Here is a 26,070-nt window from a genome sequence, read left to right on the forward strand (position 1 = left end):
TCCCGGCGATTGGCCCGAAATCGAAGCGTCCTCGCTCAGGCCGGCTGGATCGATTCTTCGGGGCGCCGTTCCAGGACCTGGTCGACCAGACCGTAGTCGCGCGCGGCTTCAGCGCTCTTGAAGTTGTCGCGGTCGGTGTCGCGGGCGATGGTCTCGATCGGCTGGCCGGTGTGATTGGCCAGGATTTCGTTCAGGCGCTGGCGCATGGCCAGGATTTCGCGCGCCTGGATGTCGATGTCGGTGGCCTGGCCCTGGGCTCCGCCCAGCGGCTGATGAATCATGACCCTGGAATTGGGCAGCGCGTAGCGCTTGCCCGGCGCGCCTGCCGCCAGCAGCACCGCGCCCATGCTGGCGGCCTGTCCGACGCAGATGGTGCTCACGTCGGGCTTGATGAACTGCATGGTGTCGTAGATCGCCATGCCGGCGGTGACGATGCCGCCTGGGGAATTGATGTACAGGCTGATGTCCTTCTCGGGGTTTTCCGCCTCCAGGAACAGCATCTGCGCCACGATGACATTGGCGACATGGTCGTCCACCCCGCCCACCAGGAAGATCACCCGTTCCTTGAGCAGGCGCGAATAGATGTCGTACGCACGCTCGCCGCGGCTGGTCTGCTCGACCACCATCGGAACGAGATTGAGGGCGCGGGGCTGGATGCTCATGCGGTATGGAGTTCCCGTTGCGGAGGACGGCTCACCCTTGCGGGGTGATGGCTTCCTGGAAGGTCAAGGTCTGGTCCGTGTGTTGGGCGCGCTCGGCGATCCAGTCGATCACCTGCTCCTCCATCACCCGGTTCTGCAGTCCCGACATCAGTTGGGGATCGTTACGGTACAACTCAATGACCTGTTCCGGCTCCTCATAGGTGGAAGCGATCAGGCGCATGGTCTCATCCACCCGGCGCGGATCCAGGCGCAGCTGGTTGCGGCGCGCAATCTCCCCGACCAGCAGCCCCAGCAGCACACGCTTGCGCGCCGGCTCCATGAACTGCAGGTGCGCATCGGGCGGCAGCTGCAGGCCCTGCGCGCCCTGACGGCGGGCCTGCTCGAGCGCCTGCCCGGCCATCAGGCGCGCCTCGCCTTCCACCATCCGCGGCGGTAGTTCGGTGGCGCCGTAGGTGGTCACGAGCTGCTCGCCGACCTCGCGACGGAGGCGGTTCATCAGCGCGCCCTTGAGCTCGCGTTCCAGATTGGTGCGGATGTCGCTGCGGAACTGGTCCAGTTCGCCGCTCTTCACGCCGAAGCTCTTGATGAACGCGTCATCGACTTCCGGCAGGACCGGCTCGGACACCTGCTCGGCCTTCAGGTGCACCTGCGCCTTGCGCCCGGCCAGCTGCGGCACCCGGTAGTCGGCGGGAAAGTCGACATCGACGGTCTTCTCCTCGCCCGCCTTCATGCCCACCAGGGCCGCTTCCAGCACCGGGAACATCGCCCCGCTGCCGATCACGGCGACGCCCTTCTCCGCGCCTTCGGCCGGCAGGCGCTCCTCGCTGGTATCGCCCGGAACCAGCGACCAGGTCTCCACGTCCACCGCATCGCCTTCCTGCGCCGGACGCGTGACCGCGGACCAGCTGCGGCGCTGCAGGCGCAGGTTTTCGATCATGCGGTCGATGTCGTCCTCGGCCACCTCTGCGTTATGGCGCACGACCTGCAGCTGCCCGACATCGAGCTCGCCGAACTCGGGCACGACCTCGAAGGTGGCGGTGTAGGCGAGTTCTCCCTCGGACGTGTCGGCGCTGGGCGCGATTTGCGGATTGCCGGCCACGCGCAGCTCGTTGTCGCGAATGGCCTGGTCGAAGCCGCGGCGCAGCATCCCGTCGAGGATCTCGGCGCGCACCTGCGAGCCGTAACGCTGCTGAATGACTTTCGCCGGCACCTTGCCCGGGCGGAATCCCTTGATCCGGGCGGTCCGCGCCATCTCCTTCAGACGGCCGCCGACCTGGGTTTCCAGCTCCTCGGCAGGCAGGCGGAACGTGACCTTGCGCTCGAGGTTGCCGGTGGACTCGACCGATACCCGTGAATCTGAAGCTGACATACCCACTCCTGCAGCCGCGGGCGCTATCCGCGGGGAAAGACGAATTCAATGGCTGGCTGCCGAACCACCCGAGGACGGCCGGCAGAACGGAATAGTTTGGCGGATTTTGCGAGGCGCGGCGAGGGGCGCCGCGAGGCAAGGGGCTACAACGGGACTTGGACGCGCCGCAGCGCGCCGGGAGCCTTGCCTGGGAAGGGCCAAGCTTTCGCAGGTGCAATTCCTCCCTCGCTAGGGCTCGCTGTTGCTTCAAGCAGGCCGCAGGTTGATCGCGGCCTGGTGCGAAAGGGGGGACTCGAACCCCCACGCCTTGCGGCACTGGAACCGCGCCGCGAGCGGGGTCGGATGCGAAATCGCACAACGCGCCGCAGCGCGCTGGGAGCCTGGCGTGGGAAGGGCCAAGCTTTCGCAGGCGCAATTCCTCCCTCGCTAGGGCTCGCTGTTGCTTCAAGCAGGCCGCAGGTTGATCGCGGCCTGGTGCGAAAGGGGGGACTCGAACCCCCACGCCTTGCGGCACTGGAACCTAAATCCAGGGCGTCTACCAATTCCGCCACTTTCGCTCGATGCGAGATTCTACGGCGAGCCAGCCGCCCAGTCCCTGCGACCGAGCTGAACGCGCCGCAGCGCGCCCACTGCCCTTTCGCCTGCTCTTGACCAAAGAAAACGCCCGGCATGCCGGGCGTATCGGGATCTGGTGGGCCGTCAAGGATTCGAACCGCGCCGCGTCCGCATCCGTCAGCGACTGGCCTGAACGCGCCGCAGCGCGCCCGCTGCCTCCCCCTGTCTTTGACCAAAGAAAACGCCCGGCATGCCGGGCGTATCGGGATCTGGTGGGCCGTCAAGGATTCGAACCTTGGACCTATTGATTAAGAGTCAACTGCTCTACCAACTGAGCTAACGGCCCGAAACGGGAAGTCTAACAAATGCGCTTGGTGCTGCGCCAGCCGCGGCCCCGGGCGGGCGGCGAAAATGGGGTGGCTGAGGGGACTCGAACCCCCGACATCTGGAATCACAATCCAGGACTCTAACCAACTGAGCTACAGCCACCATTGAAGCTGTTTCACGAAGCCTTGGCGCGCCCGGCAGGACTCGAACCTGCAACCACCGGCTTAGAAGGCCGGTGCTCTATCCGGTTGAGCTACGGGCGCCCGGCCGGAATTGTCGCATCGAAGTCCTAAGGAGACGCAGAGACCGTACCGGGTGGTCGGGGTAGAGGGATTCGAACCCCCGACATCCTGCTCCCAAAGCAGGCGCGCTACCAGACTGCGCTATACCCCGATGTCCGGGCTCCCGAGGCGCGCCAGCGCTGCGAAAGGACGCCCATTGTCGTAAAGCGGCCCGAATGCTGTCAAACCGGCCATCCTCAGGCGCGACGCACCGGCCCTGAAGTCTCCGCTCCGATAAGTGTCACGCCAGGAGCGCGGCACCCCTCAGCCACAGCGTCAGGGCGCTGCCAAACGGGAAAGGTTGCAACCATGCATGGGGCGTCCACCAGTTGGGGTCCCGCCACCATTGGACCAGGACCTGCACACCGACCGTCGTCCAGGTTGCCGCGCCGCCGCGAGGTGCGGTTTGATCCGGCAACACCGCTGCTGCAGACGGCATCGATTCGCCGGTCAAAACGGTCTGCGCGGGTCGCGGCGGCAGCAATGGTCGCGATCCGTTGCGCGGGATCGGAGCGGACGATCCGGCTTGTTCAAGCGCGCCGATGTCGATGCGCGCGCCCACGGTCGTTCGCGTCTTCCGCCCTCCAAGAGCCAGTTTCGCGTGCGCGGGAGGGTCATAACCCGGCAGCAACAGTGGCCTCGGGAACGGGAAGGCGGAGGGCGTGACCGGTTGGGCGTTGCCCGCGTCGATCAACCCACTCCCGGCGACCGGTCGCAGCGACCGCGAGGCGACGCTGGCGAGCAGCGGATCCGCCCCCGAACGCGTGCCGCTCCATTCGCTGGGCACGAATGTGGACCCGGCTTTCACCCAGTTGTTGCTGCCGGCCACCTTGCGTCCGTTCGCCCAGGGCGAGGTGCCGAACGGGGCGCAGAACGGCGTCGCCGGCTGGTTTTCCTCTTCCAGGATGATCGGCGCGCCGCTGGTGGTCTGATGGAACACGTTGTTGTGCGCCTCGACGCTGCCCACCCCCAGCAGCACCCGGACCCCGACCGCGGTGCCCGCGCGCGGGAACAGCACCGTGTTGTTCACCAGCCTCACCCGCCCCTGGCTGCGGCCGTCGAGATCTCCGCCGGCGCGGATCGCATCGCGCCAGGTGGAGGTATGCACCACCACATTGCCGACAAAGTCGGTGTCCTCGCGCCGCAGCTCCGGTGTCCAACCCGGCTTCTGGGCGTGACAGTCCGGCCCGACGAATTCGACTTCCTCGTTGGTCGATGCCTCGAACCAGTTGTAGTAGATCTCGCTGCGCTCGTGGCGGGTGCGCATCAGGATGCCACCGTTGCCGTGGTGCACGTAGTTGAACTGCATGCGGAAGACCGCGCCGGGGAAGGCCACTTCGTCGGACTGGATGTACATCGAGTGCCGCGACGTGCCTGAGCCCGCGCGGTAGACCTCGTTGTATTCGAAGGTAAGCGAACCCGAATTCTGATCGGCGGCGAGCACACCGTGCGATGGACAGTCGTGGATCACGCTGTCGCGCACGACCAGGCCGTGCGATTCGCTGAAGATGCAGGTGAAACTGCCGCCGGTGACTTCGAAGCCCTCGAAGACCACGAAGTTGGACTGTTCGAACTTGATCGTATTGGTGCCGCCGCGCAACACCGGGCGGGTTTGGCCGGTGGTGCGGCGCCAGCGGACCGTCACCGGATTGCCGCTGAGCCCGCTGTCGTCGTCGCCGACGATGATATTGCCGCTATAGGAAGCGCTGCCGTCGACCAGCACGATGTCGCCGGGGGCCAGGTTGACGCTGTTGAACAGGGTGGCGAGCTGCGTGTATTGCCGCCCCGAAGGCCCGACCGTATAGGTCGCGGCAATGGACGTGGCGGGAAGCATTGCGGCAAGCGCAAGCAAGGCAGAGAAACGGAACCAGTTGCGTCGCACGGTGCGAGCTCCGAGGGGGGACGGAGAACGCCGGCCTCCTTCCGGTGTCGGCTTACACCCTAGCACGCCGTTTCAGCGCAGGTGAGGCCACGGCTTCACCTCACCAGCTACGCGTTGGCCTGAAACTCGCCTGCCGCACCCGCCATAGCGCCACCCGGGCCCGCCGCCGCAGCCTGCCCGGACGTCACACGCGCGAGGCAATCGCCTTCGCGAAAGACATGGTGGTGCCGCTGCCGCCCAGATCGGGGGTCAGCGAATCCTTTGCTTCGAGCGTGGCGACGATCGCCTCGCGCAGCCTGCTGGCCTTCCCGGGCTGGCCGATATGGTCGAGCATCTGTCCGGCCGCGAGCAGCAGCGCGCAGGGATTGGCGATGCCCTTGCCGGCGATATCCGGTGCCGAGCCATGCACGGCTTCGAAGATCGCCGTATCGGCACCGATGTTGGCCCCCGGCGCCAGGCCCAGCCCACCGACCAGGCCCGCACACAGGTCGGAGATGATGTCGCCGAACAGGTTGGTGGTCACGATGATGTCGAACTGCTCGGGCTTCATCACCAGCTGCATGCAGGTGTTGTCGACGATCATCTCGTTGCATTCGATCTCTGGGTACTGCGCGGCCACCTCGCGCGCGACCTTAAGGAACAGGCCGGAGGTCGATTTGAGGATGTTGGCCTTGTGGACCACGGTGACCTTTTTCCTGCCGGTGCGGCGGGCCAGGTCGAAGGCGTAGCGGACGATGCGCTCGGAGCCCTTGCGGGTGATCTTCTGCACCAGTGTCGCGGTGGCGCCGTCCTCGGTGACCTGCTGGCCTTCGCCGATGTAGGCGCCCTCGGTGTTCTCGCGCACCGTGATCAGATCGACGCCGGTCGGGAAGCGCGATTTCGTATTCGGGAACGACTTGGCCGGGCGCACGTTGGCGTACAGGTCGAAGCGTTTGCGCAATTCGACGTTGATCGAGCTGAAGCCTTCGCCGACCGGCGTGGTCAGCGGGCTCTTGAGCGCGATCTTGTTGCGGGAGATCGATTCCAGCGTGGCGGCGGGCAGCAGTTCACCATGCTTTTCCAGGGCGACGAGGCCCGCGTCCGCGTCTTCGTATTGCAGGCCCAGATGCATGGCATCGAGCACATACAGGGCGGCATCCATGATTTCCGGGCCGATGCCGTCGCCGCGGATCACGGTGATGGTCTGGGTCATTGGGGGTCTCAGGCTGGGGCGCTGGGCGGTCGCGAGGCAACCGCGCGCATGACGAAGGGCGCCATTATGCCGGAGGCGGCCAGACCCAGCCGCGGAGCCGCAGTGTTCGCGGGCTCCGGATGATCCGAGTGGTCTTTCTTTCTAGTGTTCGTGCGGCGGCGCGCCAGCGACGTCGCCCTGCTCCAGCTGGTCGAGGAAATCCACCGCACGGCGCAGGTGCGGGATGACGATGCTGCCACCCACCACCAGACCCACCGAGAACACCTCGAACATCTCCTCGCGGTTCACCCCCGCCTCCCGGCACTGGGCCACGTGGTAGCTGATGCAATCGTCGCAGCGCAGCACCAGCGAGGCGACCAGCCCCAGCAGCTCCTTGGTCTTCACGTCCAGCGCGCCGGCCTGGTAGGTCTGGGTGTCAAGCGCGAAGAAGCGCCTCACGACCTGGTTGGGTTCGGCCAGGATGCGCTCGTTCATGCGCTTGCGGAATTCGGTGAACTGGCGGACGCGCTCCGCCTCGCCTTCCCCGTCGCCGCTCAAGCCGATTCTCCCGCCAGCAACGGCTCCAGCTTGCCGGCGCGATGCAGGGCGATCATGTCGTCGTACCCGCCCACGTGGGTGTCGCCGATGAAGATCTGCGGCACGCTGGTGCGCCTGGCACGTTCGTACATGCGCTGACGCTCGGCCGGGTCGGTGTCGATGCGGACCTCGGTCCAGTCCAGGCCCTTGCTTTTGAGGAAATTCTTGGCCGCTACGCAATAGGGGCAGATCGCGGTGCTGTATATGGTGACTTCGGGGGCGCTCAATGCCGGCTCCTGGAAACTTTGTTTACGGCTCCGCGGTCAATATGCGGCGCCGAGGCGGGGTTTTCCACCCTGTGCCGGCACCGGAGCGTTTCACCCACGATTCACGCCAGTACCCGCGGCAGGCGCCATGCTGCCGCGCCCACGTCGCGGAGGACTCCCTTGCGCACCGCCCTGCTTGCCGCCGTCCTGAGCTTCGGTCTGGGCTCGACCCTGGCCAGTGCGCAGGAAGGCGCGCGCCTGCCCGACATCGGTTCGTCGGCCCGCGCCCTGCTCGGCCCCGCGCAGCAGCGCGACTACGGGCAGATGATGCTGGCGCAGCTGCGCCATTACGATTTCATCCTGGACGATCCCCTGCTCAACGTCTGGCTGCAGGGGGTCGGCAACCGCCTGGCCAACAGCAGCGACCGGACCGATCAGCCATTCACTTTCTTCTGGCTCAAGGACCGGCAGATCAACGCCTTCGCCACGCTGGGCGGCTATATCGGCATGAATGCCGGCCTGGTCCTGGCCGCGGAGGACGAGGGCGAAATGGCCTCGGTGCTATCGCACGAGATCGCGCACGTGACCCAGGCGCACGTGCTGCGTTCCGTGGAGCGTGCGCAGAAGGACAGTGTCCCGATCCTGCTGGCGATGCTGGGGGCGATTGCCCTGGCGCAATCGGCGGGCGGAAATTCCTCCGACGATGCGGCGATGGCGGCGCTGGCCTCCGCTCAGGGCCTGATGGCACAGCGCCAGATCGACTACACCCGCTCCAATGAATCGGAGGCGGACCGCATCGGCATCCGCACCCTGGATCGCGCCGGTTACGACCCCAACGCAGCGGCATCGATGTTCCTGCACATGCAGAACGCGTTCCGCAGCAACCGCGGCGGCGACCGCGAACGCACGCCCGATTATCTGCAGACCCACCCGATCACCACCACCCGCATCGCCGAGGCCAAGGAGCGCGCCGCGCAGCTGGGCAAGGACAGCATGGTCGCCACGACGTCCACCCCGGGGGGCACCAGCAGCGAGCGGGTTCCACGCCCCGGCAGCGCGGTGGCCATCGCGAATGCCGCGCCCGGCAGCGGCAATCCGCTGTTGCCGTCGGGCCTGCGCATCGACACGGTCACCGGACGCGGCGACAGCGGTCAGTTCCCGTTCGCCAAGGAGCGCCTGCGCGTGCTCAGTGCCAACACGCCGGAAGCCGCCATCCGCGAGTACGAACAGCTGCGGCGCGGGGGTGCGCTGGGCGAACCGCAGCGTTACGGCCTGGCGCTGGCACGGCTGCGCGACGGGCATGGCGCCGCGGCCATGGCCGACCTCGAACCGCTGCTCCAGGCGCGTCCGGACGACCTGTGGCTGAGCCTGGCGATGGCCGAAGCCGAAGCGCGGGCGGGCAAGCCGGCTGCAGCCGACGCGCGCCTGGGCGCCCTGCTCGATCGCATGCCCCACAACCGCGCGGTGGCACTGACCTGGGCCAGCATCCTGGCAGAGCGCAATACGTCCGAGGCGGGCCGCAAGGCGCAAGCCATCCTGCGGCCGCTGCTGGCGACATCCGCGGACGATCCCGTGTTCCAGGCCACCTTCGCCCGGGTCAACGAGATCGCGGGCGACCCGGTGCGTGCGGGCGAGGCCTACGCCGAAGTCGCTGTGCTCAACGGCCGGCCGGAACAGGCCCTGGTCCAGCTCAATACCCTCAAGAAGCGGCCCGAACTGGACTATTACGCGCGCACCCGCATCGATGCGCGGATCGCCGCGATCACCCCCACGGTGCTGGAACTGCGGCGGCAAGGGATCCGCGACGAGGATCTCGAAGACGATTGAGGCCCTGCTGGCCTCGGATCTTGGATCTGCCGTGGCGGCCGCTGGCTTACCCACCTACGCATCGACCAGCGTCCCTGACCCGCACGACGCTATGGGCGGCCCAAGCCTCGCGCAGCGACCCCGGCCCGTACGCGTCACGAAAGCGTCATGAAACTGTCGTCTAATCGCCCCAACGCGGCTGGAATGGCCCGGAGCGATGCAGAAGCGAATCCTGATCGTCGACGATGAACCCGCGATCCGCGACATGGTCGCCTTCGCCCTGCGCAAGGGTGATTACGAGCCGGCCCATGCCGGCGACGCGCGCGAGGCCCAGGCAGCCATTGCCGACGCGGTCCCCGACCTGATCCTGCTGGACTGGATGCTGCCCGGCACCAGCGGCCTGGAACTGGCGCGGCGCTGGCGGCGCGAAGAGCTGACCCGTGAGATCCCGATCATCATGCTGACCGCGCGCGGCGAGGAGAACGACCGCGTCGGCGGGCTGGAAGCCGGCGTGGACGATTACGTGGTCAAGCCGTTCTCGGCGCGCGAATTGCTTGCCCGGATCCGCGCGGTGATGCGTCGCGCGAGGGACGACGACGAGGACGGAAGCGTCAGCGTCGGGGTCCTGCGGATCGACGGTGCCGCGCACCGCGTCTACGCCAATGGAGAACCGGTCGCGATCGGGCCGACCGAATACCGGCTGCTCCACTTCTTCATGACCCATCCCGAGCGCGTCTACAGCCGGGCGCAGTTGCTCGACCACGTCTGGGGCGGCAGCGTGTACGTGGAGGAGCGCACCATCGACGTGCACATCCGGCGCCTGCGCAAGACGCTGGAGCCCAGCGGGCTCGATGCGATGGTGCAGACGGTACGCGGCGCCGGCTACCGGTTCTCCGCCGCCACCTGACTGCCCTGCGGCCGGCCGGGGGCCTTCGACCTCCTGTCACGTTGGGCAGTCACGCTGGCGGTCGCCTACATCACGGACGACAAGCCAGTTGAATACACTGCTCCCCATGCCCGCACGCGCGCGCTCCGCCTGGACCAAGACACTCGGCCAACTGGTGCTGATCCTGGCCGCCGCACTGGCGGCCGGTCTGCTCGTCGGGCAGCCGTGGCCGGTGCTTACGCTGGCCGCGCTCGGCGTGGTCGCCTGGCATTACTGGAAGTTGCGCAACGTGCTCCTGCGCCTGACCGCGCGCCAACGCCTGGCACCGCCGCAGGGCACCGGCATCTGGAACGAACTCGATCGCCTGCTGCATCGCGGTCAGAGCGAAATGCGCAGCCGCAAGCGCCGCCTCGTGGCGATGCTGCGCGCCTACCGCGCAGCCGCCGCGGCGCTGCCGGATGCCGTGGTGGTCGTGGAGCGCAACAGCCAGCGGGTGCAGTGGCTGAACGAAGCCGCCGGTCCGCTGCTGGGCCTGCGCTACCCGCAGGACATCGGCGCCGCGCTCGGCGCGCGCCTGCAACCGCTGCCCATGGCCCATTGGCTCAGTGGCGGCCGCAGCGCCGAACCACTGCAGGATGTCGCCTCGCCGGTCAACCCGGACCTGCGGCTCAATCTGCGGCTGATTCCCTATTCGGACGAGCTGTGGCTGCTGGTGGCGCGCGATGTGACCAAGATGATGCGGCTGGAGCAGATGCGTCGCGATTTCGTCGCCAATGTGTCACACGAACTGCGTACGCCGCTGACCGTGGTGCATGGCTATCTCGACATGCTCGACCCGGATGACCAGCCCGAATGGGCGCCGATGCTGGCGGAGATGCGCCGCCAGTCCCAGCGCATGACCCAGCTGGTGGAAGACCTGCTCACCCTGTCGCGGCTCGAGGCGCAGGACGCACTACCCGACGAGAACGTGGCGATGGCGCCCATGCTGGCCACGCTGCGGCGCGAGGCCGAGGCGCTGAGCCAGGGACGCCACCAGGTCAAGGTCGAGGACAGCGCCATGGTCGATCTGTGGGGCTCCACGAAGGAGCTGCACAGCGCGTTTTCGAACCTGGTCAGCAACGCGATCCGGTACACACCGGCGGGCGGCAGCATCGTCATCCGCTTCGCGCGCGGCGACGATGGCGGCGCGGTGCTTGCGGTCGAGGACAGCGGCTATGGCATTCCCGCCGCGCACCTGCCCCGGATCACCGAGCGCTTCTACCGGGTCTCCACCAGCCGCTCGCGCGAAAGCGGCGGAACGGGGCTGGGCCTGTCGATCGTCAAGCACGTGCTGCAGCTGCACCAGGCGCGGCTGCAGATCCGCAGCGAGGTCGGGCGCGGCAGCACGTTCTCCTGCCACTTCGGCGGCGAGCGGGTACACGCCCGCGACGCCATGTCGACCACCATCGTCCGCTCCGCATGAACGCACTGCCCGAATTCCCGGCCGATGGCGACCCGCTCGCCGACCCCTCCCTGTACTTCAACCGGGAACTGTCGCAGCTCGACTTCAACTTCCGGGTCCTGGCGCAGGCGCAGGATCCATCGATGCCGCTGCTCGAGCGCCTGCGCTATCTGTGCATCAGCTGCACCAACCTGGACGAGTTCTTCGAGATCCGCGCCGCCACCGTCCGCCATGCGCAGGACTTCGGCACCCCGCTGCCTGCCGACGGGCTGTCGCCCGTCACCGTGCTCAAGCGGATCCACGACCGCGCGGCCGAACTGGTGGATGCGCAGTACACCTGCTGGAACGAGGTCCTGCGGCCGGCCATGTCCGAGCAGGGCATCCGCCTGCTGCAGCGCGATCAATGGACCCGGGAACAGGTCGCGTGGCTGCGCACCTATTTCCGCGACGAGATCCTGCCGGTGCTTTCGCCGCTGGGGCTGGACCCGGCCCATCCGTTCCCGAAGATCCTCAACAAGTCGCTCAACATCGTCGTGGTTGTGGAAGGCCGCGACGCGTTCGGCCGCGAGGGGCACCTGGCGATCGTGCGCGCGCCGCGCTCGCTGCCGCGGATCATCCGCCTGCCCGATGCCGACGGCGATGGCGACCAGTTCCACGACTTCGTGTTCCTGTCCACGGTGCTATCGGCGTTCGTCGACGAACTGTTTCCTGGCATGAAGGTCAAGGGCGCCTACCAGTTCCGTGTGACCCGCAATTCCGAACTGATCCTGGACGAGGACGAAGTCGAAAACCTGGCGCTGGCCCTGCGCGACGAACTGGTCGGGCGCGGCTACCTGCGCGCGATGCGGCTGGAAATCGCGCAGGACTGCCCGGATGCGATCGTGGGCACGCTGCTGCGCAACTTCGAACTGCCGGAAAATGCTGTCTACCGCATCAATGGTCCGGTCAACCTCAGTCGCGTGGTGCAGGTCTACGACCTGGTCGCGCGGCCGGACCTGAAGTTTCCGCCGTTCCAGCCGCGGCAGCTGCGCGACTCGGAAAGCATCTTCGAACGGGTGGCCGGCGGCGACGTGCTGCTGCACCATCCATTCGACTCGTTCGCGCCGGTACTGGAACTGATCAAGCAGGCCGCCGCGGATCCCAACGTCCTGGCCATCAAGCAGACCCTGTACCGCACGGGCAAGGATTCGGCCATCGTCGAACACCTGATCCAGGCGGCGCGCAACGGCAAGGACGTGACCGTGGTGGTGGAGCTGCGCGCGCGCTTCGACGAGGAAGCCAATCTGGGCTTGGCCGACCGGCTGCAGGATGCCGGCGTCCAGGTCGTGTATGGCGTGGTCGGCTACAAGACCCACGCCAAGATGCTGCTGGTGGTACGGCGCGAAGGCCGCAAGCTGCGCCGCTACGTGCACCTGGGCACCGGCAACTACCATTCCGGCACGGCACGCGTCTATACCGATATCGGCCTGATCACCGCGGATCCGGAGATCGGCAGCGACGTCCACCAGATCTTCCAGCAGCTCTCGGGCCTGGCGCCGGCGATCCGGCTCAAGCGCCTGCTGCAATCGCCTTTCACCCTGCTGCCCGGCGTGCTCGAACGGATCGGGCGCGAGGCCGACCATGCGCGCGCCGGCAGGCCGTCGGGGATCGTGGCGAAGATGAACGCGCTCAACGAACCGCATGTGGTCCGCGCCCTGTACGCAGCCTCGCAGGCCGGCGTGCCGATCGAGCTCATCGTGCGCGGCGCGTGCACCCTGCGTCCGGGCGTCGCGGGCGTGTCCGACAACATCCGCGTGCGCTCCATCGTCGGGCGGTTTCTCGAGCACAGCCGCGTGTACTGGTTCGCCAATGGCGGCGAGCCCGAACTGTTCTGCGCCAGCGCCGACTGGCTGGAGCGCAATCTGCTGCGCAGGGTCGAAACCTGCTTCCCCATCCTCGACCCGGAACTCGCGCGGCGCGTGCGCGAGCAGGCGCTGGACAACTATCTGGCCGATACCTTCAACGCCTGGGAGCTTGGATCCGACGGCGTGTACCGCAAGCTCGCAGCCGAGCTGGGCACCACGCCGCATTCGGCGCAACACTCGTTGCTGGCCGGCATCTGCGGATGAACGACGCCGCGCGCCAGGACCCGGAACCGGTCGGCTCCGCGCTGAGCGACGGCGACCTGCTCGCCGCACTCGACCTGGGTTCGAACAGCTTCCACATGGTGGTTGCGCGACATACGCTGGGGCAGCTGCGGATCGTCGACAGGCTACGCGAAACCGTGCGCATGGCCGAGGGACTGGACGGCAAAGGTGGACTGGATCCGGTGGTCCGCCAGCGTGCGCTGGAATGCCTGTCGCGCTTCGGCCAGCGCATCGGCGACATCCCGCCGCAGCGGGTACGCGCAGTCGCCACCAACACCGTGCGCGCGCTGGCCTCGCCACAGGCGTTTCTGATGCCGGCGGAAACCGCCCTGGGCCACGCGATCGAAGTAGTGTCCGGTCGCGAGGAAGCGCGTCTGGTGTACCTGGGCGTTGCCCATGCGCAGCCGCCCAAGCCCGGACAGACGCGGCTGCTGATCGACATCGGCGGCGGTTCCACCGAGTGCATCATCGGCAGCGGCTTCGATGCGCGCGAACGCGAAAGCCTGCAGGTCGGCTGCGTGGCGAGCACGCGCCGGTTCTTCGGCAACGGCAAACTGACCAGGAAGAAGTGGAGGGAGGCGTCGATCGAGGTGGAAGCCGAATTCCAGCAGTTCGCGCGCCGCTATCGCAGCGTCGGCTGGAACGAGGCGCTGGGCTCTTCAGGCACGATCAAGGCCATCGGCGGGATCTGCGCCGCGATGAAGCTGACCAAGGGCGCGATCACCGCCGAGGCGCTGCTGCAGGTACGCGACCGGATGCTGATGGCCGGCGAGATCGACCGCATCGACCTGCCGGACCTGTCCGACGACCGGCGGCCGGTGATCGCCGGTGGCGTCCTGGTGCTGGAAGCCGCGTTCGAAGTGCTCGGCATCGAGCGCATGGCGGTGAGCAAAGCCGCGCTGCGCGAGGGCGTGCTCTACGACATGCTCGGGCGCGGCGGTGCCGACGATCCGCGCGAGGCGTCGGTCCACGCCCTCACCCAGCGCTACGGGGTGGATGCCGCACAGGCCAATCGGGTGCTGGCGACCGCGATGCGGCTGTTCGATCGCGTCGTAGACGCCTGGTCGCTGGATGCGGACGCGCGTCAGATGCTGGCCTGGGCCGCGCGACTGCACGAGGTGGGCCTGGCGATCGCCCACAGCCAGTACCACGTGCACGGCACCTATGTGCTGGCCAACTCCGATATCGCCGGCTTCTCGCAGCAGGACCAGCGGTTCCTGGCGGCGCTGGTGCGCACGCATCGCCGCGGGATCCCCAAATCCGCCTTCGACGCCCTGCCCGACCGCCTGGTTCCGGCCGCCCGTCGTTGCGCGGCCCTGCTGCGGCTGGCAGTGCTGCTCAACCGCTCGCAGGAAAATGCGCCATTGCCGGAGCTGCAGCTCACCGCGGACGGCAACGCGCTGGAACTCCGGCTGCCCCGGGGCTGGCTCGATGGCCGGCCCCTGCTCAGGGCCGACCTGCTCGGCGAGCCCGAAGACATGGCCGGACTCGGGATCAGGTTGCAGACGGTGGGGACCTGAACCCTAGGGTCCGCCCCAGCTTGCCCGGCCCCTGCAAGCGGCGAAACTGCAGGCGTCCCAATGGCAGGAGGCTTCCCATGTTCGGCATCGGCGATATCGTCGACATCGCGGCCCGTCTCGCGGCCGCTTACGTCACCGGCGGCACCAGCGAACTCATGCGCATGGCAGTGGACGTCGGCACCCAGATGATCGGCCAGACCATGCAGCAGCAAGGTGTGGATTTGCCCGAGGTCGCGCAGACCGCCCTCAACAGCTACGTCAGGGGTTTCACTTCGTGATCCTGCCGTCCCCGCAAGGGGACCTGCCCGAAGCGCAGGTGCCGGTGCTGGGCGACATCGAAGCCCAGCTCGCGCGGATGCGCGAGGCGGGTGAGCTGGACGATGTCGGCGAAGGGGTGATGCGGCGGCATTTCCAGGCCAGGGCCGACCAGCTGGCGAACGACCTGCGCGCGCTGCTGCCCGAGTACCAGCGGCGGGTCGAAGACGCAGGCCCGGATGCGGCACTGCAATGGCTGGCCGAGGCCGCCGAAGCGCTCGGGCGCCGGGACGGAGAGGAAACCCGGCGGGTGCTGGGGACAGTGATCGCCCCTTGAACGCAGCCCGGTAACGGGCGTGCGCCGTGAGTCAGGTATGTGAGGGCGGCGCCCGGTATCCTGCTGCGATGACCCTGCGCCCTTTCAGGTTTGCCGCCCTGGCTTCGGCACTGCTGCTCAGCCAGGGCTGCGTTCCGCGCCAGGCGCAGCAGACGGCTACCGCACCTCCTCCGATCCCCAGACCGACCATCGCGCCTATGGTCGCGCCTCCGGTTGCGCCCCCCGACCTCGCCACCAAGCTCGCCACGCTGGCGGGCGTCGCCGATCCCAAGGTGATTCGCCTGGCCCTGGAGGCGCAACAGTGCGCGGCCGCCCACGGCGATGCGCCCATGGCCCGGCGGCTGGCCGTGATCGACTATTCGCGTCCGTCGACCGAACAACGCCTGTGGGTCTTCGATCTGGCGCAGGAACGCCTGCTGTACAGCGAATTCGTCGCCCATGGCCGCAATACCGGCGACAACCTCGCGCGGCGTTTCTCCAACGTCGAAGGCAGCCTGCAATCGAGCATCGGCCTGTTCCGCACCGCCGAAACCTACGATGGCGAGAACGGCTATTCGCTGCGCATGGACGGCCTCGAACCCGGCGTCAACGACCTGGCCAGGCAGCGCGCGATCGTGATGCATGGCGCCTGGTACGTCGATCCGCTCAAGGCACTCGCACAGGGAAGGCTCGGTCGCAGCCTCGGCTGCCCCGCGCTGCGGCCTCAGGTGGCGCGCGAGGTGATCGATTCGCTCAAGCAGGGGCAGATGCTGTTCGCCTATTACCCCGACGAACGCTGGCTGACTGGTTCGCGCTACCTGGGCTGTCGCCAGGATGAACGCATTACTGCCGGCGGAGGTGCCCTTCACGCTGCGGCACGTTGAGCCGCAGCAGGATCGCGCCCGATTTGACATCCCATCGGGAACCCCAATGCGATCTTCCAAGGCAATGCTGCTGCCGGTACGTTCCACCTCGTTCGCGACCCTGCTCGCGCTGACCGCCGGCCTGAGCGCCTGCATCCAGTCCACGCCGTCGGCTTCCCAATCCGCAGCCGGGACCGAGCCGGCACCGCCATCCGCTCCCGTTTCGCCACAGCCGGCAGCTGCCCCGCAGCCGGCCGCCGTGGGCGAAGGCATCGCCGACACCGGCATTGATCTGTCGAAGGTCATGATCGAAGCCACCGATGACACGCCGCCCGTCGCTCCATCGGATCCGGCCGCGATAGACCCCACGGTCGGCGCCGTCACGCAGCCGTCGCAGGACGACGTCGTGATCGATCCGGCAGCGTTGGCGACGGCCGCGGAAGACGATGCGACCCTGGCCAAGGACAGCCCACTGCGCGCACAGGTGCTGCTGGAACGCGCATTCTTTTCTCCGGGCGAGATCGACGGCGCGGTCGGCAGCAATCAGGCGCGCGCAGTCGCCGCCTACCAGAAGGCGCACGACCTGCCCGCGACCGGCGAACTCGACGCCGCGACCTGGGAGCGGCTCAACGCCGACACCGCGCCGATCCTGGTCGAGTACACCCTGACCCAGGACGATGTCGATGGGCCGTTCCGGGAGATCCCGGCAGACACCATGGCGAAATCGCAACTCGATGCCTTGCCGTATTCCTCGGTCGAGGAAGCGCTGGGCGAGAAGTTCCATGCCAGCCCGGCGCTGCTGAACAAGCTCAATCCGGACGTCGACTTCAGCGTGGCCGGAACCACCATCACCGTGCCGCATGTCGCGGCCGCCGCGCATCTGCCCAAACCGGCCAAGGTGGTCGTGAGCAAATCGCTCTCGGCGCTGCAATTGCTGGATGATTCGGGCAAGGTGCTGGGACAGTTTCCGGTGACCACCGGCAGCGCGCAGTTCCCGCTGCCGATCGGCGAGTGGAAGATCAACGGCGTGGCCCGCGACCCGGTCTGGCATTTCGACCCCAAGCTGATCGCCGGGACCAAGAAGACCGACCGCAAGGCGGAAATTCCGGCAGGCCCCAACAATCCGGTGGGCACGACCTGGATCGACCTGTCCAAGGATCATTACGGCATCCACGGCACGGCCGAGCCGGCCAAGATCGGCAAGAGCGAGTCCAACGGCTGCATCCGGATGACCAATTGGAGCGTGGAAGCGCTGGCCAGGGTCGTCTCTCCCGGCATGCCGGCGACCCTGCAGGACTGACGGCGAACGGAGACGGGAGCGAGCCATGCTCAAGGGACTGCTGCTGTTCATTGCCGGCGTTCTGGTCGGCGCGAACGTCGTCTACTTCCTGATGACGCGGCATGATCGCGGCGGCGTGGGTGCGCCGGCGGTTGCGACGACCAGTACGGTCCGGGCCTCGGCAGACGGCAATGTCGCAGCCCCGCTCGAACCTGATCGGAGCGGCGAACCGCACGGTCCGACGACCCCGTCTCCTGCTCCGCCCGCGGCGCCCGTGAGCTCCGCACCACCCGTAGCAGCGCCGTCCGCGACGCCTCCAGGCACCGCGCTGCTGATGCCGGTCCGCGGCGTCCGTCCCGAACAGCTCGGGGACACCTACAACCAGACGCGCGGCGGCACCCGCATCCACGAAGCGCTCGACATCATGGCCCCGCGCGGAACTCCCGTGGTGGCCGCGGTGGATGGAAAGGTCGAAAAACTGTTCACCAGCGACGCAGGCGGCCTGACCGTCTACCAGTTCGACCCCTCCGCCACTTACGCCTACTACTACGCGCATCTGGACAGCTACGCGCCGGGCCTGCACGAAGGCATGCAGCTGCGGCGCGGCGACGTGATCGGCACCGTCGGCAGCACCGGCAACGCCAGCCCGGACGGTCCACACCTGCATTTCGCCATCTTCCTGCTCGGGCCCGAGAAGCAGTGGTGGAAAGGGACGCCGGTCAACCCCTATCCACTGCTGCGGGGCGGCTAGCGGCCCCTGTCACCGTGGCGACACGGTTCTGACATCGGCGCTTCATGCGCGCGGCGCACGCTCCCCGAAACGAGGAGCCGCGCATGCGCTATGCGATCGTCACCGAGACCTACCCGCCGGAAGTCAACGGCGTTGCGCTCACCGTGCTGGCCAAGGAACAGGGTCTGCGCAACCGCGGCCACGAAGTCGATGTCGTGCGTCCGCGGCAGACGTCGGACCAGGTCGCTGCACCGCATGAGCTGCTGACGCCCAGCGCGCAGATCCCGCGCTATCCGGGCATGCGCTTTGGTTTTCCAGCGCACCGTGCCCTGCGCAAGCTGTGGACGCGGCGCCGTCCGGACGCGATCTACATCGCCACCGAGGGTCCGCTGGGCTGGTCGGCGATGCGCACCGCGCAGCGCCTGGGCATTCCCGTCGCATCGGGTTTCCACACCCGGTTCGACGAATACACGCATGATTACGGCGTCGGGTTCCTGCAGCCGGTCGCATTGGCCTGGATGCGCCGCTTCCACAACACATCCGACGCCACCCTGGTGCCGACCTGCGAGTTGGCCGATTTCCTCAACGGCGAGCGGTTCAGCGATGTGGTGCACCTGCCGCGCGCAGTCGATACGACGCGCTTCGACCCGGCGCGCCGCAGCCAGGCATTGCGCGATGCATGGGGCGTGGCGCCCGACGGTGTGGCTGCGATCTATCTCGGTCGTGTGGCAGCGGAGAAGAACCTGCCATTGGCGGTGCGCGCCTTCCGCGCGCTGCAGCAGCAACGCCCCGATGCGCGCTTCGTCTGGGTCGGTGAAGGCCCTGAACTGGCGGGCATCCAGCGGGCGAATCCGGATTTCGTCTACTGCGGGCTGCGCCGCGACGAGGATCTGGCTGCGCATTTCGCCAGCGCCGACCTGTTCGTGTTCCCGAGCCATTCGGAAACCTTCGGCAACGTGACCATCGAGGCCATGGCCAGCGGCGTGGCGACGGTGGCCTTCCGCTATGGCGCGGCGAGGGAGCATCTGATCGACGGCGTCAACGGCGTCGCGATCGAGGGCAGCGATGACGAGGCATTCGTCGCCGCGGTTTGCCGGCTGGGTTGCGACGACGCGACCCGCCGGAGCATGGGCGTCGAGGCGCGCGAAGGCGTGCGCAAGCTGCGCCCGGCGCAGGTCTCGGCCGATTTCGACGACTTGCTGCAACGGATCGTCCGCCTGCGGAGCGAGCACGATGCGCAACCCGCCCTTGCCTGAGCGCATCGCCCTGCACGACGCGGGCTGGTGCCTGCGGACCAACCGCTGGTGCGCGCGTGCCGGCGTGCTGCGCTATTTCGCCGCGGTCAGCCGGCTCGGCGACGGTGTCGCCTGGTATGCGCTGATGCTCGGCATGATCGCGCTTGGCGGCTCGAACGGGCCGCAGGCGGCCGGGCACATGGCGGCGACGGGTCTGGCCTCGCTGCTGCTGTACAAACTGCTCAAGCGCTGGACGAAACGGCCGCGTCCGTTCGCCAGCGACGTGCGGATCCGGGCCTGGGTCGCACCGCTGGACGAATTCAGCTTCCCTTCCGGGCACACGCTGCACGCGGTGGCTTTCACCCTGGTGGCACTCGCCTACTACCCGATGCTCGCGTGGCTGCTGATTCCCTTCAGTGCCAGCGTGGCTGCCTCGCGCGTGGTGCTGGGCCTGCACTATCCCAGCGATGTGCTGGCCGCCACCGTCATCGGCAGCACGCTGGCCGGCACATCGCTCTGGCTGGTGCCGGACGCCGCCCTATTCTGACCCCGGGTCCGGGGGTTTCCCCCCGCGCCGGTTGAGGGATCACCCCGATGCGCGCCGTGGCAGAGCTGCGGATGCTGCGCAGTGCGCACTCCGCGCCGATTCCAGGGGCTCACCACATGCCTTCCGCTTCGAACGTCCTGCGCGCCAGCCTGCTCGCGGCCGCGATCTTCGCCACACCCATGTTTGCCGAAGCAAGGAAGCTCGATCTGCAGCTCGAACGTCTGCTGCCGGCAGTCGCCGCCGGCGAAACCCTGGAAGTGATCGTCAGCTTCCACGGCGATGGTCCGGCCAGCGCCTCGCAGATGCAGGCGCTGACGGGGCTGGGGCTGCGGGGTGTCAGCATGCGTGCGCTGCCGATCGTCGGCGTGCGCGCCACTCCCGCCCAGGTGCGGGCGCTGCTGCAGATGCCCGAGGTGCGTTCGGTCTGGCACAACGCGCCGCTGTCCTTCGAGAACCGCGAAGCCACCGCGCTGACCGGCGTGGACAAGCTGCGCACCGACGAGAACATCCGCATCGCCGGCCTTCCGGTCAGTGGCCGCGGCATCGGGGTGCTGGTCAACGACTCTGGCGTGGACGGACTGCATCCCGATCTCAAATACCCGCAGCACGTGAAGCAGAACGTGGCCGCGCAGACCAACCTGCATGCGGTCGATACCCTGCTGCCGGTGACCTACATCGAGGGTGTGGCGAACACCGATATCGGCGGCGGTCACGGTACCCACTGCGCCGGCATCATCGGCGGCAACGGCGCCGCTTCGGGTCTGGATTTCGAAGGCGTGGCACCCGGCGCCGGCATCATCGGATATGGCTCGGGCGCTGCGCTGTTCGTCCTGGATACGGTCGGCGGCTTCGACTACGCCCTCACCCACCAGGCGCAATACAACATCCGTGTGGTGTCCAACTCATTCGGCAATACCGGCGACGTCGGCACCGAATTCGATCCCGACGATCCCACCAACATCGCGACCAAGGCGCTGTCCGACCGCGGAGTGGTGGTGGTGTTCTCGGCCGGCAATGCCGGCTCCGGCGAAGGCACCATCACCGGCAACTTCAAGAAGGCGCCGTGGGTGGTGACCGTGGCGGCCGGCGACAAGCAGGGACGGCTGGCTGATTTTTCCTCGCGCGGGGAAGCCGGCAAGGGCGGCACCGTGGTCATCGATGGCCAGAGCTACACCTGGGCCGACCGGCCTACGGTGACCGCGCCCGGCGTGGACATCGTCTCGACGCGCGCTTCGCTCGGCACGATCGACAAGACCGCTGCACAGACCGACGTGGAAGTGCTCGGGCCTGCGCTGGCCGCCCAGTACACGCATATGTCCGGCACGTCGATGGCGGCGCCTCATATCGCCGGCGTCGTCGCGCTGATGCTGGAAGCGAACCCGTCGATGTCCTGGCGCGAGGTCAAGCGGATCCTGCAGGAGACCGCCAGCAACATTCCCGGCAACGAGTCCTGGGAGAGCGGAGCCGGCTACGTCAACGCTTACGCCGCAGTGCAGAAGGCGCTGGGCAACGGCGGCTTCGGCAAGACGGTCAATGCCAACCGTACGTTTAACGCCAACGCCAACGTATCCATCGGCAGCAGCCAGGACTACGCCATCGACTTCAGCCCGGTCGGGCCCACCGGATCGCAGCAGTTCACCGTCGGCAACGACATCGCCGTGGTCGCCGCGCGTGCCAACGTCGGCGACAATACGGTGGCGATCTCGCTGACCGATCCCAATGGCAACCGCTACGGTTCCTCGATCGCGCTGCCGGTACTGGGCGAGAACATCGCGGTGACCGCGCCCGGGGTACCCGGCACCTGGACGCTGACCGTGCGCGGCGTCGGTTCGGTCTCGGGCGCGGCGCTGGACCCGGCCAAGGTCACCAATGGCTATGGCGTTCCCGGCACCATCGACGTCAACGTCAAGCAGCTGCGCATCGACGGGTTCAGCGGTCTGCGCGACATCGCGACCCATCCGGGACGGCAGTTCATCGAGTTTGGCGTGGCCAACCGGCTTGTGGACAGTTACAGCGATGGCTACTTTCGTCCCGACCAGGCGCTGACCCGCGGCGAAATGGCCAACTATCTGACCATGGGATCGGGCGTGCGCCAGCAATTGCCGCTATCGGGCCTGTCGAGCTTCTCCGATGTTTCCGCTTCGGACCCGTTGCTTCCGTTCGCGGAAGCCGTCGCCACGCGCGGCGCCGCGCAACGCGACCTGAGCCATCGCCAGGATGCCGTGATGGGCAGACTCAACGGCGCATTCCGCCCGACCGACGTGGTCACCCGCGTCAGCCTGGCCTATTCGCTGGTGCAGAGCCTGGGACTGCAAGCACAGGCGCAGGCCCTGGCCACCGGAATCCAGACCACGCGTTACTCCGGCGCGTTCGGGGTATCGGTGGACGGCATGCAGACCCATCAGGTCCCGATCCAGGTTGGCAGCGACGTCAGCCGCATCCAGGCGCTGCTGACCTGGGACAGCGGCGTGCCCGCGCAGGATATCGATCTGGTGCTGCTGGACCCGGACGGCAATCCAGTGGCGTCCGCTGCGACCACCGGCAACCCGGAGACGCTGAGCTACGCCGTGACCCGGGCAGGCACCTATACCTACCAGATCAAGGCTTACGCCACCGCCGCCGCCAGCTATACCCTGGACAGCAGCCTCACCAAGGCGAGCAACGCCGGAGTGAGCGTGCTGCATGACGGTGTGCGCATCCCGATCGACGACGCCGCATCGATCCCGGCCCCGCTGCGCGGCTACGTGCAGCTCGCCCTGGACCTGGGCCTGATCGATGCGCGCTTCGCCCTGACCCAGGGGCCGTTCGACCTACAGCCGGTATTGCATGCGTACTTCGACCCGGGCCGCACGGTGTCGCGCGCTGCATTCGCCGCCGCCGCGAGCCGGCACGTGGGTGTGTACGGACAGTAGGCAGCGGCCGAAGTGCCGCAAAGGCCCGGGCAATGCCCGGGCCTCTTCTTTCCGGCGGCGGCACCTTGCCGCGTGGCGACTACAAGCGCACTACGTGCGCGTGCGCGATGTGCGGTGCGCCCTGCCCCGGCCAGTCGCGGTCGTTCGCCACCTGCGCCACGGCCCTGCTGGCTTCGAGCGCCTCGAAATCCAGCTCCGCCATGGCCCACGCCTGTTTGCCCTTCGTGACTGCAAGGACGCCATCGTCCGGCAGACCCACGTCCATCGGCGCGTACAGCGCGGCCTCGCCGGTGTTGACGTCCAGCGCCGGGCTCCACGCGGCCTCGCCCGCGGTCACCGCCTGCGCCACGAAGCAGCGGTTTTCCAGCGCGCGCGCCAGGCAACCCACTCTCACGCGGGTCGCGCCGGCGGCGGTATCGGTGCAGCTGGGCACCAGGATCAGCCGCGCGCCGGCCTCGCACTGCGCGCGCACCGGCAACGGGAATTCCGCGTCGTAGCAGATCGAGATGCCGAAGCGCAGCCCGCCGGCTTCGAACACTTTCAGAGCGTCGCCACCCTCGATCACGCCCGCCTTGTGTTCGAAGCCGGTGAGCTGCAGCTTGTCCTGCCAGTCGTGGCGCCCATCGGGCGCGAACACGTAGGCGCGATTGCGATAGCGACCGCCACCGGTGTCCAGCAGGAAACTGCCGGCGACGACCGTCATTCCGGTGTCGCGCGCGAGCCCCCCGAACAGCGACAGCCAATCGGCGTGATGACGCTGCAGGGCGGCGAGCGAGGCGTGCAGGTCGGCGCGCACATCCGGTTCGAAGCCTGCGCCAAGTTCCAGGGCCAGGTACTCAGGCAGGACCGCGATCGACGCACCCTCCGCAGCCGCGACCCGAAGCAGGTCGGACTGCCGCTGTGCAAAGGCATCGAAGCGATCCGGGGCGCCGACAGCGTACTTGGCAACGGCGACCTTCACGAACCGGCAGCCTCCCGCAATGGCCGCGTCCAGACCGTGAGCGCATGGCCCGTTGCCCCGACGCCGACTTCGTCCCAGTCGAGTTCGATCGTCATCCCCGGCTGCTGCTGGTAGCCGCGTCCGCGCCAGAACGCTTCGTTGCCGCGATGCTGGACCGGCCGCCTCGGATCATCGGCGTCGCGTTCGACCGCGCAGAATGCAGTCCAGTCGAAGCGCCCGAGTGCGTGCGCATGCGCCTCGCGCCGATCGAAGAAGGCATGGCCGATCCCGCGGCCGCGCCACTCGGGCAGCAGCACCGATTCGCCGCAATAGAAGACCCGGTCCGGGTCGATGCCCCGATCCCGGAACGGCGCCTGGAATTCCGCGGTCTCGTGTGCCAGCGGAATGCCGGTCGAAGCGCCTACGACCGCGCCGCCGGCCATGGCGAGTACGAACACACTGTCCGGCGAGCGTCCATAGGTCGCCAGGTAGCGCCGCTCGTAATCCATGTCGCCGTCGTACAGGTACGGCCATGCGCGGAACACGCTCATGCGCAGGCATGCGACATCATCCAGGTAGGGTGCGACTTCTGCGCCCGAGAGCACACGCAAGCCGATGTCGTTGTCGTCCATGTCGGCGATTCTAGGCGCAGGCACCGCCAGTGCCGAACCGGACGCGGTGCGGACGCAGGCTGCGCCCGCGATCCGCCGGGGCAACGTCGCCATCGCGGGCCGCAGGCGCAGGCCGCAACGTTCCGTCTCGCGCCGGGAATCGCCCCGGCTCATGCCGGCCGCGTCGCCTGTTCGCCGACGCGATACCAGTCCACCTTGCGGGTCGCGAACATGATCGCCGCCAGGATCAGGAACAGCAGGCCCGCTCCGAGCACCAGCGCGTTGTCTTCCGACACCAGCAGGCCGTACAGCGCCGCGTAAAGCAGGCCCAGCATCGCGGCAAATCCGAAACCGCGGCCCCGGCTGTGCAGCACATGCGAGACATAGAAGCCCAGCAGGCCGACACATGCGATGCTGGCGGCAAGATAGGCCCAGCCGAACACGATGTGTTCCGACAGGCCGAGCAGCAGCAGGAAGAAGATCGCCAGCGCCAGCCCCACCAGGCCGTACTGGATCGGATGGATGCGCAGTTGCTTGACCAGCTCGAGCATGAAGAAACCGACGAAGGTCAGCGCCACGAACAGCAGCCCGTATTTGCTGGCGCGATCGGTCTGCGAATACACATTGACCGGGTCCACCAGCGACACGCCGATCGCATCGAGTTCGGTATTGCCCAGGTACTGCGCCTGGGCATTGCTCGCCAGCGACGACACTTCCCATTCGGCGTGGAATCCGTTTCCGCCGATCCTGCGTGAGCGCGGCAGGAAATCGCCGTTGAACTGAGGATGTTTCCAGGACGAATCCAGCACGATCCGGTTGCGCTTGGCGAGCGGCGAAATCGACAGGGACTCGGTGCCGCCCAGGTTGAATTCCAGTTTGCTGTCGAAGCGCAACTCGCTGCCGGCGGCCGGCGGCTCCAGGCTCGCATGCACGCCGGAACGCTCGCGGCTGCCCATTCCCTGCTGCAGCGCGGCTTCACTTCCGTCGATGCGCAGGACCGGCGAGCCCGCCAACCCACGCACGTCCGCGATGCCATAGCTCAACCACGGGCGCCCGATCTTGCGCGGCAGTGCCGGGTCGGCATCGGCGGGAATCCGCACGTGGAACCGCGCCGCCAGCGCGCCACGCAGCTCGTAGACCCGCACTTCGTGCAGCCCCAGGCGCCGGGTGGAGGGCACCAGGCGGCCGCGCAGGTCCTGGGTTTCGGGAAAGTAGGTCCAGATGCCCTGCTCTCCATCGCGTTTGAGTTTGCGGATCACCTCGCCCTTGTCGTTGCGCTCTTCGACCTCGATGGTCTCGGTGTAGGGCACGACCAGCACCGGGCCGGCGATGCGCTGAACGCCGGCAAAGCTGCGCGAAATGCTCTCGACCGCTTCCTGCCGGTACTGCTGCCGCTCGTGGATGGTGCCGCGGATCATGGTCAGCGGCACCAGGATGATGACGGTCAGCACAGCCACCATCAGGATCTTCAAGCCCAGGCGCATGGCACTCTCCTTCGTTGCGATGGCGGCAGGATCCGCCGGCTGCGAGGAGGGACGAAGGCGCTTGTGTGA

General features: G+C 67.7%; 22 protein-coding genes and 5 tRNA genes. 13 read left to right on the plus strand and 14 right to left on the minus strand.

The window, feature by feature from the left end; all coding sequences use genetic code 11:
* Positions 1-35: 35 nt before the first annotated feature.
* From clpP to grxC, 11 genes are all read right to left on the minus strand, one after another.
* Entirely contained in the window at positions 36-662 is a 627-nt protein-coding gene (clpP, locus tag MC380_RS10515) for an ATP-dependent Clp endopeptidase proteolytic subunit ClpP (protein WP_242103334.1), read from the minus strand.
* 31 nt (positions 663-693) lie between these two features.
* The gene (gene tig, locus MC380_RS10520) at positions 694-2,031 is read right to left on the minus strand and encodes a trigger factor (protein WP_242103333.1); all 1,338 of its coding nucleotides are present in this window, start codon (positions 2,029-2,031) and stop codon (positions 694-696) included.
* A 472-nt stretch (positions 2,032-2,503) separates the two neighbouring features.
* Positions 2,504-2,588 (minus strand) — tRNA-Leu (locus MC380_RS10525).
* 268 nt (positions 2,589-2,856) lie between these two features.
* A tRNA-Lys gene (locus MC380_RS10530) sits at positions 2,857-2,932 on the minus strand.
* Positions 2,933-2,998: 66 nt separating this feature from the next.
* Positions 2,999-3,075: transfer RNA gene (locus tag MC380_RS10535), tRNA-His, on the minus strand.
* 24 nt (positions 3,076-3,099) lie between these two features.
* A tRNA-Arg gene (locus MC380_RS10540) sits at positions 3,100-3,176 on the minus strand.
* 53 nt (positions 3,177-3,229) lie between these two features.
* Positions 3,230-3,306, minus strand: a tRNA-Pro gene (locus MC380_RS10545).
* Positions 3,307-3,435: 129 nt separating this feature from the next.
* Entirely contained in the window at positions 3,436-5,076 is a 1,641-nt protein-coding gene (locus tag MC380_RS10550) for a hypothetical protein (RefSeq protein ID WP_242164636.1), read from the minus strand.
* Positions 5,077-5,260: 184 nt separating this feature from the next.
* Positions 5,261-6,268, minus strand: a complete 1,008-nt coding sequence (locus MC380_RS10555) for an isocitrate dehydrogenase (protein ID WP_242103331.1) — start codon at positions 6,266-6,268, stop codon at positions 5,261-5,263.
* A 141-nt stretch (positions 6,269-6,409) separates the two neighbouring features.
* Complete coding sequence (locus MC380_RS10560; RefSeq protein WP_242164638.1) at positions 6,410-6,805, minus strand: carboxymuconolactone decarboxylase family protein; 396 nt, start codon at positions 6,803-6,805, stop codon at positions 6,410-6,412.
* Positions 6,802-7,071, minus strand: a complete 270-nt coding sequence (grxC, locus tag MC380_RS10565; RefSeq protein ID WP_242103329.1) for a glutaredoxin 3 — start codon at positions 7,069-7,071, stop codon at positions 6,802-6,804. Before grxC ends, MC380_RS10560 begins: the two co-directional genes overlap by 4 nt.
* 159 nt (positions 7,072-7,230) lie before the next feature.
* Here grxC and MC380_RS10570 point away from each other — a divergent pair, with 159 nt between their 5' ends.
* The 13 genes from MC380_RS10570 to MC380_RS10630 all read left to right on the plus strand — a co-directional run bounded on the left by MC380_RS10570 (position 7,231) and on the right by MC380_RS10630 (position 22,966).
* The gene (locus MC380_RS10570) at positions 7,231-8,877 is read left to right on the plus strand and encodes a M48 family metalloprotease (protein ID WP_242103328.1); all 1,647 of its coding nucleotides are present in this window, start codon (positions 7,231-7,233) and stop codon (positions 8,875-8,877) included.
* Positions 8,878-9,073: 196 nt separating this feature from the next.
* Positions 9,074-9,763: a phosphate regulon transcriptional regulator PhoB gene (gene phoB / locus MC380_RS10575; RefSeq protein ID WP_242103327.1), complete on the plus strand. Its 690-nt coding sequence runs from the start codon at positions 9,074-9,076 to the stop codon at positions 9,761-9,763.
* A gap of 106 nt (positions 9,764-9,869) precedes the next feature.
* Complete coding sequence (gene phoR, locus MC380_RS10580) at positions 9,870-11,204, plus strand: phosphate regulon sensor histidine kinase PhoR (RefSeq protein WP_242164890.1); 1,335 nt, start codon at positions 9,870-9,872, stop codon at positions 11,202-11,204.
* Positions 11,201-13,291, plus strand: a complete 2,091-nt coding sequence (ppk1, locus tag MC380_RS10585) for a polyphosphate kinase 1 (RefSeq protein ID WP_242103326.1) — start codon at positions 11,201-11,203, stop codon at positions 13,289-13,291. Before phoR ends, ppk1 begins: the two co-directional genes overlap by 4 nt.
* Positions 13,288-14,829 (plus strand): exopolyphosphatase, encoded by a 1,542-nt coding sequence (gene ppx / locus MC380_RS10590; RefSeq protein WP_242164642.1) that lies wholly within the window; start codon positions 13,288-13,290, stop codon positions 14,827-14,829. The genes ppk1 and ppx overlap by 4 nt, the downstream gene beginning before the upstream one ends.
* Before the next feature lie 77 nt (positions 14,830-14,906).
* Positions 14,907-15,107 (plus strand): hypothetical protein, encoded by a 201-nt coding sequence (locus tag MC380_RS10595; protein ID WP_242103324.1) that lies wholly within the window; start codon positions 14,907-14,909, stop codon positions 15,105-15,107.
* Positions 15,104-15,421, plus strand: coding sequence for a hypothetical protein (locus MC380_RS10600; RefSeq protein WP_242103323.1), 318 nt, complete (start codon positions 15,104-15,106; stop codon positions 15,419-15,421). Before MC380_RS10595 ends, MC380_RS10600 begins: the two co-directional genes overlap by 4 nt.
* Before the next feature lie 197 nt (positions 15,422-15,618).
* The gene (locus tag MC380_RS10605; protein WP_242103375.1) at positions 15,619-16,284 is read left to right on the plus strand and encodes a murein L,D-transpeptidase catalytic domain family protein; all 666 of its coding nucleotides are present in this window, start codon (positions 15,619-15,621) and stop codon (positions 16,282-16,284) included.
* Between the two features lie 46 nt (positions 16,285-16,330).
* The gene (locus MC380_RS10610) at positions 16,331-17,563 is read left to right on the plus strand and encodes a L,D-transpeptidase (RefSeq protein ID WP_242164644.1); all 1,233 of its coding nucleotides are present in this window, start codon (positions 16,331-16,333) and stop codon (positions 17,561-17,563) included.
* A 25-nt stretch (positions 17,564-17,588) separates the two neighbouring features.
* Positions 17,589-18,293, plus strand: a complete 705-nt coding sequence (locus MC380_RS10615) for a M23 family metallopeptidase (protein WP_242103320.1) — start codon at positions 17,589-17,591, stop codon at positions 18,291-18,293.
* 83 nt (positions 18,294-18,376) lie between these two features.
* Entirely contained in the window at positions 18,377-19,528 is a 1,152-nt protein-coding gene (locus MC380_RS10620) for a glycosyltransferase family 1 protein (RefSeq protein ID WP_242103318.1), read from the plus strand.
* Positions 19,506-20,054, plus strand: coding sequence for a phosphatase PAP2 family protein (locus tag MC380_RS10625; protein ID WP_242103316.1), 549 nt, complete (start codon positions 19,506-19,508; stop codon positions 20,052-20,054). The genes MC380_RS10620 and MC380_RS10625 overlap by 23 nt, the downstream gene beginning before the upstream one ends.
* A 116-nt stretch (positions 20,055-20,170) precedes the next feature.
* Positions 20,171-22,966 carry a S8 family serine peptidase gene (locus MC380_RS10630; protein ID WP_242164645.1) on the plus strand — a complete coding sequence of 932 codons (2,796 nt, stop codon included), beginning with the start codon at positions 20,171-20,173 and terminating at the stop codon, positions 22,964-22,966.
* 79 nt (positions 22,967-23,045) lie between these two features.
* Here MC380_RS10630 and MC380_RS10635 read toward each other — a convergent pair whose 3' ends face one another.
* The 3 genes from MC380_RS10635 to creD form a co-directional block, all read right to left on the minus strand.
* The gene (locus tag MC380_RS10635; RefSeq protein WP_242164647.1) at positions 23,046-23,927 is read right to left on the minus strand and encodes a carbon-nitrogen hydrolase family protein; all 882 of its coding nucleotides are present in this window, start codon (positions 23,925-23,927) and stop codon (positions 23,046-23,048) included.
* Positions 23,924-24,538 (minus strand): GNAT family N-acetyltransferase, encoded by a 615-nt coding sequence (locus tag MC380_RS10640; RefSeq protein ID WP_242164649.1) that lies wholly within the window; start codon positions 24,536-24,538, stop codon positions 23,924-23,926. Before MC380_RS10640 ends, MC380_RS10635 begins: the two co-directional genes overlap by 4 nt.
* 149 nt (positions 24,539-24,687) lie before the next feature.
* A complete protein-coding gene (creD, locus tag MC380_RS10645; RefSeq protein ID WP_242164650.1) occupies positions 24,688-26,001 on the minus strand; it encodes a cell envelope integrity protein CreD in 1,314 nt (437 codons plus the stop codon).
* Between the last annotated feature and the right edge of the window lie 69 nt (positions 26,002-26,070).

Source organism: Lysobacter sp. M15 (assembly GCF_022662515.1).
Classification (GTDB): Bacteria; Pseudomonadota; Gammaproteobacteria; order Xanthomonadales; family Xanthomonadaceae; genus JAKPBU01.